At 46.4% G+C, this 11425-nt stretch carries 9 protein-coding genes; 4 read left to right on the plus strand and 5 right to left on the minus strand.

Annotated elements, in window-relative coordinates:
* The first annotated feature begins 67 nt into the window (after positions 1–67).
* Positions 68–496, plus strand: coding sequence for a DUF1259 domain-containing protein (locus ACEN8J_RS18855; protein WP_039270545.1), 429 nt, complete (start codon positions 68–70; stop codon positions 494–496).
* A 114-nt stretch (positions 497–610) separates the two neighbouring features.
* Entirely contained in the window at positions 611–2239 is a 1629-nt protein-coding gene (locus tag ACEN8J_RS18860; protein ID WP_029515838.1) for a GMC family oxidoreductase, read from the plus strand.
* Positions 2240–2286: 47 nt separating this feature from the next.
* Here the strand turns inward: ACEN8J_RS18860 and ACEN8J_RS18865 are convergent, their stop codons facing one another.
* Complete coding sequence (locus tag ACEN8J_RS18865; RefSeq protein WP_495593846.1) at positions 2287–2925, minus strand: pentapeptide repeat-containing protein; 639 nt, start codon at positions 2923–2925, stop codon at positions 2287–2289.
* A 150-nt stretch (positions 2926–3075) separates the two neighbouring features.
* Between ACEN8J_RS18865 and ACEN8J_RS18870 the strand changes: the two genes are divergently transcribed.
* Positions 3076–6375, plus strand: coding sequence for a DUF5695 domain-containing protein (locus ACEN8J_RS18870; protein WP_495593847.1), 3300 nt, complete (start codon positions 3076–3078; stop codon positions 6373–6375).
* 283 nt (positions 6376–6658) lie between these two features.
* Here the strand turns inward: ACEN8J_RS18870 and ACEN8J_RS18875 are convergent, their stop codons facing one another.
* A complete protein-coding gene (locus tag ACEN8J_RS18875) occupies positions 6659–7705 on the minus strand; it encodes a hypothetical protein (protein WP_318627591.1) in 1047 nt (348 codons plus the stop codon).
* Positions 7706–7878: 173 nt separating this feature from the next.
* On the opposite strand from ACEN8J_RS18875, the gene ACEN8J_RS18880 reads away from it, so the two are divergent.
* The gene (locus tag ACEN8J_RS18880) at positions 7879–8277 is read left to right on the plus strand and encodes a hypothetical protein (protein ID WP_029515842.1); all 399 of its coding nucleotides are present in this window, start codon (positions 7879–7881) and stop codon (positions 8275–8277) included.
* Between the two features lie 111 nt (positions 8278–8388).
* Here the strand turns inward: ACEN8J_RS18880 and ACEN8J_RS18885 are convergent, their stop codons facing one another.
* The 3 genes from ACEN8J_RS18885 to ACEN8J_RS18895 are packed head-to-tail and all read right to left on the minus strand — an operon-like array spanning position 8389 to position 11416.
* Positions 8389–9216: a carbohydrate ABC transporter permease gene (locus tag ACEN8J_RS18885; protein ID WP_029515843.1), complete on the minus strand. Its 828-nt coding sequence runs from the start codon at positions 9214–9216 to the stop codon at positions 8389–8391.
* Positions 9213–10097, minus strand: coding sequence for a carbohydrate ABC transporter permease (locus ACEN8J_RS18890; RefSeq protein ID WP_029515844.1), 885 nt, complete (start codon positions 10095–10097; stop codon positions 9213–9215). The genes ACEN8J_RS18885 and ACEN8J_RS18890 overlap by 4 nt, the downstream gene beginning before the upstream one ends.
* 38 nt (positions 10098–10135) lie before the next feature.
* Positions 10136–11416 carry an ABC transporter substrate-binding protein gene (locus tag ACEN8J_RS18895; protein ID WP_069010949.1) on the minus strand — a complete coding sequence of 427 codons (1281 nt, stop codon included), beginning with the start codon at positions 11414–11416 and terminating at the stop codon, positions 10136–10138.
* Positions 11417–11425 lie beyond the last annotated feature (9 nt).

Consider the following 11425-nt stretch of genomic DNA (forward strand, 5'->3'; position numbering starts at 1 on the left):
ATTGCCCTTTCCATTCCCTTACTTTTTCATATGATGCTAGTAACTTAAAAGAATTGGAGTGAGAGAAATGGCAATTAGTCCGCTTTGTAGACAGTTTGCAGCTATATTAAAAGCAACACCTCAAATCATCAACGGAGTTTGTACTGCATCTACAGTCAGAAATAACATCAAGCCGATCATTTTAGGGAAAAGGGCCAGATCCTTTCTTGCCATACCCCAAGCTTTTTCTTTCGAAAGTATTGGCCGTAACGGAAAAGGATTATGTCTTGGTGAAACCGTGATTTTGACCGCAGAAATTAATCCGTTTATTTCTCGACTTCGTAAACACGATATCAAAGTGACGGCACTGCACAATCACTGGCTATTTGATAACCCCAATCTCTGGTACATCCACTTCGAAAAAGTAGAAAAACCGCTTGTTTTCGCCACAGAAGTGCGTGACGCGCTTAATGTCTTGACAACGAAGCCTGTACGGCCGGTTATTAAGAAAAAGTAAGCTATCAATAAATGCAAAGATCCGCTTTGGCGGGTCTTTTTTTGTTATGGGCGGAACATAGGACAAAACAGATTAATATTCTACATTAGCCCATTTATCTAAAAGGAGAGCTTTATGAAAAACAAATTAATCTTTGATTATATTGTCGTAGGAACAGGTCCTGCGGGTGCTGTAATAGCGAAAACCCTTACGGATGATAAGCAAACATCGGTTCTTGTGCTGGAAGCAGGGGAAAATAACGATAAAGATAAACCCATTAGGGACTCTACCTTTGCCCCGGAGCTGGAGGAACAATTTTTCCCTGAATACTTTTGGCAAGGGGAAGGCATTCCACAAAATGGAGTAGACGATCGGTCATTCGAATGGACCACAGGACGGCTGCTAGGCGGTGGCTCTTCAATTAACGGCGAGCAGTATGTACGGCCTACTTCGGCTGTATTTAGAGAATGGGAAAAACTTTTAGGCCCATTATGGTCACCTAGAAGAGCCATTCGCCGATTCAAAAAACTAGAAAAATATAATGGAGAAACGAATAATCCAAGGGTTCACGGATATAGCGGACGGATTGATATCAGGCAAGCTCCCGTAAATCCCACGTCTATGGCGCAAAAACTAACCTTGGCCATTGAACGTGCGACAGGGTTTCCGGAAATCCTCGATTATAACGATCCTAAAACTCCCCTTGGTCCCTTTACCCGATGGCAGTTGTTCCAAAAACCAAATGGACACAGGGAAAGCTCTTCAACCGCTTTTCTCTCGCCAGGCATCATGACTTCTTCCGGACAGGGCGTAAACGGCCGGAAGTTGAGGGTTTTCTTTAAATCAACAACTTTGCGCGTTCTTTTTACTAATAAGCGCGCTGTAGGAGTGGAATTCCTCCGTGAAGGAATATGTACACGAGCTTATGCGCGGAAGAAGGTTATCGTCTCAGCAGGCATTAACAGCGCCCAGTTATTAATGCTATCCGGAATCGGACCTGAAAAATCGCTTAAAGACAAAGGGATTCATGTAGTATTTAATAATCCCAATGTAGGCAAACGCCTGCGTAACCATACTCTGAACTTTGCCTCCTTCTCAACCAATCCCAAGGATCGCGCACTGCCTTCTAATGATCCAAGTGCTCTATATACGGGTGGAGCCTTCTTGCCTGATCCCAATGGAACGGAGGACCATCGTCGGGCGGTTCAAATGCTAGGTATAGGTTCGGAAGGCATGCTTACCTTAGGTTTGATTTACTTACGCCCTGCAAGCCGGGGATCGATCAAACTGCAAAACAACGACCCTCTGAAAATCGTGCTTGCAGATGAAGGCTTTCTCTCGAATCCCGAGGACATGGAAGCGGTGAAAAACATATATAAAAATTATGTCAAAAACATAGCGGCAGAGCTGACGGCCATTGATCCATCATATCAGCTCGTTTCTCCTACGCTTGACGTTATTGACAACGACTCTAACCTGGAGGAGTTTATCAAGCAAAATTTTGGCCATAATCATCACCAGCAAGGCTCTCTTCGCATGGCCCCATTAAATAGAGGAGGCGTCGTGGATCGTAGAGGTAACGTGCATGGAGTCAAAAATTTAATCGTTGCCGATGCTTCCATCATCCCCTTCACGGTCGATGGCAACACCTCTGCTGCTGCATACCTGATAGGGTATACCATAGCACGACAATTAAAGCTGCTGGATAAAAATATACGCGCTCGAAAGTTAAGACGGCAACGATATGAAGAATATGAAGAGTAGCCTGAGACTCGTTCGTCATTTGCGGCGGATGACTCGAATATATCCCCTTATTTAATTACTAGCCCCAAAAGGCCCACAAAGGATGAAGCCTGATGCGGTGAGATGATGCAGCCATTCAAGTCTTCTATCTCTACTTGTAATCCATCAAATTCGCAATCACTGAGATCAATTCCCTTGAGCTTAGACCCCGACAGGGTGGCTTGATCCAGATTGCAACGGGCAAAAGAGGCTTTTTGTAGTGTTAAATGATACAGATCTGCACTTATCAAAGAACAATCCTCAAAACCAACTTGCTTGAAATTAGCAAAACGGAACATCGAATAATCCCCTAAGCAATTCGAAAAGCGAACGTTTTGGAGCCTGCTTCTGGAAAAATCCGTTCCGAGCAATTTGCAGTTTCTGAACTCTACCCGATGGATAAAGGAACCTGAAAAATTAACATTCGATAGATCGCATTTATCAAAAATAACGTCTGTCCATTCACTTTCCGGCAATGACGATTCCATGATCGTTACATTTTTAAAAGTCATCTTCTCTAATGAAACCTTAACCGCTTCCATATTGTCCAAAATGATATCCTCTACAGACCCTATACTGAGTTCGTCTTTGGATCGTATGGAGCGCATTTCTTCATTTAATACGGGTAAATCCGCAGGAATCTTTGGCAACTCCATTTTATTTTTCATTATATCTCTACCTCCACGATTGAGAGCCCTCTAGGATATCTATATGAATCTATTTTCTATCAATTCTCATACAAAGGTAGCAAAAGTATTTCTCACACATATATTAACGTAGTGAGTACGCTCACGAACCTTTGTTAGGAGGTTGATAGCATGGCAGTACAGCTATCTAATCAAGTGTTCTCCATCTCTATCGGAGATTACGGGAATCTCTCTTCCTTGCGACTGGTAGGGGACACTTTTAATACCAACTATGTTATGAACAGCTCCAACGCACCTAAACAGAATACGTCGGATCATCAATGGCTGGGTGAACTCATGTTCACCTATCGTCTCGGTAACGGAGCGTGGACTCGGGCATGGACAAGCAATTCTGCTGATGCGCGCCAGATCACCTCTTCTGGAAACAGTGTCCAGGTAGCCTATCAGAATTCATCAAACCATCAGGGAATACGTAATTTCATTTTACATGAAACTTATTCGTTGGTTAACGATTATTTGCACTGGCAAATGAAAGTAACGAACAGCTCTAATCAAACGCTGGAGATCGGAGATTGGGGACTGCCACTTCCGTTTAACGAGTATTGGTCCGGTGGCAATAATGAACAAATTTATGAAACCAGAGTACTCTCACACTCCTTTGTAGGCCATAACAGTTCCTTTATTACCGCTGGACGACCTAGCGGCATCGGACCGTATGTACTACTAATCCCTGATGCCTCAACGGGGGCTGGTCTCGAATATCAGGACCATTGGAGAACTGAGGAGCATCCCGGCAGCACATGGGCTATGGAGCAAGGGGGCTGGTCTGAAGGACTGAATGTGTTCTATATCCACTCCAATGTCATCAAGAGCACCAACCGTGGCTATCTTGGAAGCACCAGTCTGTCGCTGGCTCCTGGTGAAAGCAAAACGTATGCTTTTAAATTTTACAAGGTAGCGGACGAGCAGGCCGTAAAGGACAGGCTGTACAGTGAGGGACATGTGGATGTGACCGTGGTTCCGGGTATGATCTTCCCAACCAATCTCAAGGCTAAATTCGATCTGCATACCAGCAAATCCATTACCTCTGTCACCGCGCAATATCCGTCGGAAACGACCATCAGCTATCTGGAAACAGCCCCTACAAACCATAAAATATATGAACTTACACTGGGACGACTGGGACATAACAATATTACGGTTAACTATGGTAACGGCGAAAAAACCGTTCTCCAGTTCTATGCCATCGAGCCAATCGAAGCTGCACTTCAGCGTCACTCTACCTTCATGGTCAACAGCACCCAATGGAACGTTCCGGGCGACCTGAGGGATAAGGTCTTTGATGACTGGATGATGCAGTACAAGGCCAAACGCAACAGCTTTGCTGGTTACTGGGGCTGGGGTGACGATTGGGGGCTAACTCACGGTCAGTTTCTGGCGGAGAAAAACGTTCAGAAGCCCGTGGCATCTGAGATCAAGGCAGTCGATGATTATTTGGAAGTGGCCATCTGGACGAATTTGATGGAAGGCCATCATAGCGATTATCTGGTTCCTGATTTCCTGATGCCGCAGCCTAATACGACACCAACGTACCGGGGCTATGCCTATCCGCACATTTATAATACGTTTTTTAGCATGTATAAACTTGCCAAGCTGTATCCCAACCTGATCAGCTATCGCAATAGCAAAAACACATATTTGCTACGTGCTTATCATATTTTTAAAGCGTTGTATGAAGGCCCTGTTGCCTATAACTGGAACACGGGACTCATGGGTGAGCTAACTACACCTGATATTATTAAAGCGCTTCAGGAAGAAGGCTTGACCACCGAGGCTAACGACCTGATTGCCAAAATGGCTACCAAGTACAACAATTTCAAGAATACCACCTATCCTTATGGCTCTGAGTATAACTATGACAATACAGGCGAAGAAGCCGTATATACACTCGCCAAAATGAACAACAACACGACGATGATGAGCAAAATCAACGCCAAAACGCGTGCTGCACGCGGTCATATGCCTGTCTGGTACTATTACGCCGATCCGGTCACCATTACCGGAGAGAATTGGTGGAACTTCCAGTACACGACCTCACTGGCCGGCTATGCGATGGATGACTGGACACGTCGTTATTCGTCCAAGCCTGAAGTGGATCAGCGTCTATCCTATGCCGCCAAGCTGGCGAACATCGGGGCGATTAACTCGGGACAGATCAGCTCTGATCCTGCCAATATCGGGGCGGTATCGTGGACATATCAGGCGGGCAAAGGCAATTATGGCGCACTCGGTCTGGACGGCGGCCCTCTCTTTAACGGATGGCGTGGCATGTCCGGGGAAGCCGATCTAGGGCTGTTTGGAGCCATTAAAATTCTAAGCTCGGATGTTGCTGTCGATCCCATATTCGGTTTGTTCGGTTATGGCTGTGACGTTACAGAAAGCAATAACAGCTATACGGTTACTCCAAAAGACGGCGTATTCCAACGTCTGCATCTGATCACCCAGAAGCTGAGTCTGGAGTTGAACCGGGATCAATATAGCTTGGCCATCGTGTCCAAGTCCAAGAACAACATGCGCCTGACACTGAAAAATATGACCCCAGGCACGACTCATACTACCGTTATGAGCTTGACCGGACTCGCGGCAGGTACGTATGACGTGCTCGTAGACGGCACAAAAACCGGATCAGTCACGGCTGCTAACAGCTCTGCGATCACGGTCAGACTGAATATCGGTACGGCAGCCAAATATGATATCCGTATTCAGTCGAGTACAGGTAATCCGTCTCCCGCTGGAGACATCATAGCCCGTTATGAATTTGACGAAACGGCCGGATCTACCGCAGCCGATTCGTCAGGTTATGGACAGCAGGCCAGTGTAAATGGAGGCGCGTGGGGAGCCGGACGGAAAGGCAATGCCCTGCACTTTAACGGTACAGACGCCTATGCTAGCCTGCCCGGTGGTATCGTTAGCAGCCTCAATGACTTTACCATTGCCGCATGGGTACGAGTGAACACGCATAATGGCTGGGCACGCCTGTTTGATTTTGGAGCAAGCACGGATCGGTATATGTTTTTGACACCTAAGGCCGAGGGAACTGGTATGCGCTTCGCTATCACTATCTCGGGGAACGGAAAGGAACAACAGTTGAATGCGCCGGAGCTAGCAACAGGGGTTTGGAAGCATGTCGCCGTGACTTTGTCAGGCAATACTGGAACGATGTATGTGGACGGTGTAGAGGGGACGCGTAACACGAACATGACGCTGAATCCTTCCAGCCTTGGACTGACAGACCGGAACTATATTGGAAAATCCCAGTTTGATGATCCCTATCTGAACGGCGCAGTAGATGAACTGATCATTTACAACAGAGCCCTGACCGCTCAGGAAATCCGGGGCTTGGCCTCGGCAAGTAGCATCATTACAGCCCCTGATGTGGGAGTCCAAGCATATGCTGAGGGGGCAGATTAGAATGCATTATGCATTCATTTCATGCCATTAACGTTTTAGATTGTGAATGATTTGTACCGTGAATCATCTGTGTCGTGAATCATTTGCGTCGTAAATGATTGGGATCGTGAATTACTTCTGCTGGTGCTTCTCATTGCCTCCACCCCGGATTTCTTATATTAATTCTGTAATCAGGGGTGAAATCCGGGGAGGTGATGCTTCCGAAGTGAGCCGCCCTATGGAAAGCATTTAATTTGACGCCTTACCGGGACGATCAGCGGCAATTTTTCCATCGGGAGGGCGTTTAGCTCCGTCTAATGCGTGTCGTTCTTGGTCTTAAGCGAGCCAGTTCCTCACTGGTGAGTTGTCTAGTATAGGAGCGAGGGGAAGATCCTGTATCTACCCTCAGCACCCTGCCTGCCCCGTTGGGGCGGGCTACCCGTGTGTTGAATACCTGCATGGCCCACTGCACTGGAAAGGCTATGGATAAGCGACCATCTGCCGTGCCTGCATAATTAACCGCAGCTGCATAATTATCAGACTGTCTGAGCCATACAGAGCCAGAATCCCCGGGTAGTGATACAGGAGTCGTACCTCTAATAACCGTCTGATCTTCGAAGGTCAGTAAGCCCAACTCTCCACCATAATTGATTTGCAGGTCCGTATAGACGGACTCTACCGTGCCATTGACCCGCCCGGTCGTACGCCCTACCTTCTTCAACCTATCCCCTATGCGATAAGCGGTCACATGACCCGGAATCGCTCCTACTGTGGCATAACGCGGATTGAGCAGGTTGTTACGGGTCGGAAGCGAAAGCGCCCCATCAATCAGGTTCGTTCCGGTGGGATTCAAGCGTACGTAACGATATAGCCGTCCTATACGATCCTGAGCAACCGTCCCCCCATCGGCTCCGCCTGGCTGAATTGTAGCCTCCCGATTGTCTGTATTGGAGGGATTGAGGACATGGTTGTTGCTAAAAAGATAACGTGTAGCCGGCGCTCCAGTTGGGGCAACGATGAGTCCGGTTGTACCGGAGCCTTCAATCGTCCCGACACTGTAGCCGGCGATGACCGGGCGTATGCGCATTCTGTAGTCCGTAGCATTGGCTCTGATCTTTCCAGTCTTTACAATTCGGACTGGAACGTTCGTTTTCTTTCCTAATGCGGTGGCCGACAGGAGTCCAGTAGAGGCCGACGCTAAACGGTCCGTGTACACAATGACAGCGGCTCCCTTTTTGGGATGGGCAGGGTCCCTGTATCCTACGCCAATGCCGTGGACACCGGACATTTTTAAGACTCGCTTGGCCATCCGCTTTTTTACTTGAAGCGCGGCCGAGAAGGTAGCCAACATAATCATCTCCTTTTACATTCAGATGAAATATTGTATGGCTAAGGCCGCTTCGCGTTCCATTTGATCTTACGATCGCTATATTGAAAGGCATATGAAAACATACCATAAAATGGTACACTTATTTCCGAAATTGACATCTTATCATTTGATTCTGATGTTCAAGGAGGTACTTTATGTTTTCAATCATGTTGACATACAGCATACAAGCAATTGCAATTTTACTAATTATCTTTGAATTGTTGAGAAAAAACAGAAAAAAAGTAGGCTGGGGATCACTTTCACTGCTGTTATCTCTTCTTGGCATGGCTGTTTCTTTTGAATTTGGCGATTACATATTGGGAGACCAGTTGCTTTCCTTTTTTGGATTGTCCGCATGGTCCAATCCTGTCGATAATACTAGGTTTCACTACACCATTTATCTATCCAGTATTTTTTTTATTCCCAGTTTAATCATTGGATATAAAAATCCTAAAGAGTTTGGAGCTACAATCGGAAAACGGGTTTCTAGTATATATCTAACTTTGATCATCATTTCGCTTTTATTTTTTATTATAAGTATTTTCTCGAAGTAACGTTGGATGTGCGTCGTTCCAAAACAAAAGCCTTCCTTAATTATAGGAAGGCTTTGGTATTTATGTCATGGGGATGATGGGAAGTATGATCCGCCTACCCACATCTCCACCTTATCCCTTAACCGCTCCCTCCGCGATTCCTTCCATAATGAATTTCTGAAAGAATGCATAGATCAGGATAACCGGGATGGAGGTCAGCACGAGTGCGGCCAGGATAAGTGACCATTCCTTGTTGTACTCTCCAAACAGCATATTGGTCGAGAGAATCAGGGTGTAATGGTTCACATCCGTCAGCATCAACAATGGAAGCAAAAAGTCATTCCAAATCCACAAAAAATCCAAAATCGCGATAGTAACTGTAATCGGCAGCAGCAAAGGAAATATAATGCGAAAGAACGTCTGAAACTCATTACAACCGTCCATTTGCGCGGATTCTTCCAGCTCACGCGGGATGGATTTGACAAATCCATGATACAAAAAGATCGCCATATTCACACCCAAGCCGATATAGATCAGGGCCAAACCGTACGTACTACCCTGAACGGACAAATCTTTTGCCATTCGTGTAAGCGGTATCATAATGGAGTGAAACGGCACCAGCATCGACGCGACAAACAGGAAGAAAATCGCACTGCTCAGTTTCCCCTGTGTACGAGACAGCTTGTAGCCTGCCAGCGCCGAACAGATCACAATGCCACCAATGCCGATAAAAGAAATAATCGTGGAATTCAGAGCGCTGTTTAGCAAATGAGTCTGATGAAAAGCCTGACTGTAATTTTCAAAATGAAGCTTTGTCGGCAGCGCTGTAAAGGATGCAAACATCTCACCCTGTGTTTTAAACGAATTAATTACCGCCATGTAGATCGGGAAGAAGGACACGACTGCGCCCACGCACAAAATCAGCGTAATCAGCAAGGAATTGGCTTTCTTCAACCTCATGCCTCCACCTCCCTCTTCTTCATGACACGCAGCTGAATCAGGGTGAAAATGAGAACAATCGCGAACAAAATAACAGATTTGGCGCTCGCATAACCATAACGGAAGTTGTTGGAGAACGCCTCCTCATAAATGTTCATCGTAATCACCTGTGTACTGCGTCCCGGACCCCCGCCAGTCAAGCCGTATACGACCTCATACACCTTGAAGGCACCATTCAGCGTCAGGAAGAAACAGATCGTAATCGCATGAGTAATCATCGGCATCGTCACACTTCGCAATGTCTGAAATGCGTTCGCCCCGTCAATAATCGCAGCTTCCTTCAAGCTTTGTGGTACACCTTGAAGCGCAGCCAGATAGATGATCATCATATAACCGACGCCATTCCAGAGCGACACGATAATAATAGCGAAGAAAGATACTTTCGGATCGCCCAGCCACGATTGGCCCAAAAAGGCGATAGCCGTCTTTTCGGCGATCTGTGGCAGCACGGAGGAAAAAACGAATGTCCACATAAATGCGCTAATAATGGTACTGATCATATTGGGCATAAAAAATATCGTCCGGAAAAATCCTTTGGTACGTGTACGCGACTCAATCAACACTGCCAGTGCCAGCGCCAGTACATTTTGCAGCACAATCATGACGAATACGTATTTAAGGGTAAACCAAAGGGAATTGAGAAAATCGGGGTCTTCTTTCAACGATTCCACAAAGTTCCCCAAGCCGATAAAGCTGTAATTGGGATTCAATCCGTTCCAGTCTGTAAAGCTGTAGTACATGCCGCTGATCGTTGGAATGAGCAGGAAGATGGCATAAAAGATCAGCGCCGGGGCTGTAAACGCCAGTAGCATGACGTATTTTTTATAGATTTTAAAAGGCATGGAGTCTCTCCCTCCTGGTGTAATTCTGTAGGTTACCGTTACTTGTTCACTTTGTTATACGATTTCCATGCCTTATCCAGCGCCTTAATGACATCATCCTGCGAGAGCTGACCCGCATAATAGGATTGTAGCGATTTGCCTGCCTCGTCCTTGACCGCTTGCGGGATCGATGGATCTTGGTACGACTTGCCTGCTTTTACGTATTCGGTAGCGTCATTAACCCAAGGATAGCTTTTAAACGTATGCACTTTGGAGATCGGGTTAAATTTCAATGCTTCATAGAACGCACTGGAATCCTTGTCATCCAGCACATAGTTAACAAAATCGAGCGCAACCTCCTTATTCTTGCTTGTAGAGGATACAGCCAGCGAAGTCGAAGTGGACAAATTAATCAGTGTCGCATTGGGATCGTCATTGATCGGCAGCGGTGCTACCCCAAAATCCATCTTCGGATCCGATTTTAAAATCGTTTCTGCAAACCACGGTCCCTGAATCCACATCGCCGCTTTACCCGAGGCAAACGCAGCCGATCCATCATCCCCACCGATTTCCAGCGCCTTGTCCGTACCGTTACTATTCACCAGATCAATAATATCGAACATGCTTTTCATTTCGGAAAAAGAGCCTTTATCCTGATTCATCCGGTCGATAAAATCCTTATTCTGTGTGTTCATCATCGCACCCGCTGTCAGCGGCACGAACAGCTGTGGAATCCAGGATTCCTTGTAGGACAACAGGAACGGTTTCACATTATTCGCTTTCAGCTTCTCGACCACTGCCTTCATTTCGGTTAACGTTCCCGGCGGCTGCAAATCCAAATCCTTAAATATCTTTTTATTGTACAAGTAGCCCCATGAGATCGTCTCCAAAGGAACCGCTACGACCTTTCCGTCTTTGGTTGTTACCGAAGGCTTCACACTATCCATCAATTTGTTAACAAAAGGCTGACCGGACAAATCCTCCAAATAGCCCGCTTTATAAAACGGAGGGATTTCATTCACCGCGTGCAATGCAAATACGTCCGGCGCATCGTTGGATGCGAGTCTTGTCTTCAAAATTTGTGCAGCGTTGTCCGCAGGCGGCATCTCCAGTTGAACCGTAACGTCGATATTTTTATCTTTCTTCTCTTTCGCTACGAACGCATTAATGTATTTATCGTAGTGCTCCTTCAAACGGGGCTGAGCAATAAACATTTTGAGATTCACCGTTTTGCCGTCTCCACCGGAACCGCTGCTGTCACTGCCTGAAGAATTCGCTCCACACCCGGCCAATAACGTGCCAACCAGCATTGTGCTCAATACACCTTTCCACATTTTCATAAAAAATGA

It is taken from the genome of Paenibacillus sp. Paensp38, assembly GCF_059491915.1.

Excerpts from the sequence above, each read along its gene's own strand:
- ACEN8J_RS18855 (WP_039270545.1), top strand. The coding sequence starts at position 68 with ATGGCAATTAGTCCGCTTTGTAGACAGTTTGCAGCTATATTAAAAGCA.
- ACEN8J_RS18860 (WP_029515838.1), top strand. The coding sequence starts at position 611 with ATGAAAAACAAATTAATCTTTGATTATATTGTCGTAGGAACAGGTCCT.
- ACEN8J_RS18865 (WP_495593846.1), bottom strand. The coding sequence starts at position 2,925 with ATGAAAAATAAAATGGAGTTGCCAAAGATTCCTGCGGATTTACCCGTA.
- ACEN8J_RS18870 (WP_495593847.1), top strand. The coding sequence starts at position 3,076 with ATGGCAGTACAGCTATCTAATCAAGTGTTCTCCATCTCTATCGGAGAT.
- ACEN8J_RS18875 (WP_318627591.1), bottom strand. The coding sequence starts at position 7,705 with ATGTTGGCTACCTTCTCGGCCGCGCTTCAAGTAAAAAAGCGGATGGCC.
- ACEN8J_RS18880 (WP_029515842.1), top strand. The coding sequence starts at position 7,879 with ATGTTTTCAATCATGTTGACATACAGCATACAAGCAATTGCAATTTTA.
- ACEN8J_RS18885 (WP_029515843.1), bottom strand. The coding sequence starts at position 9,216 with ATGAGGTTGAAGAAAGCCAATTCCTTGCTGATTACGCTGATTTTGTGC.
- ACEN8J_RS18890 (WP_029515844.1), bottom strand. The coding sequence starts at position 10,097 with ATGCCTTTTAAAATCTATAAAAAATACGTCATGCTACTGGCGTTTACA.
- ACEN8J_RS18895 (WP_069010949.1), bottom strand. The coding sequence starts at position 11,416 with ATGAAAATGTGGAAAGGTGTATTGAGCACAATGCTGGTTGGCACGTTA.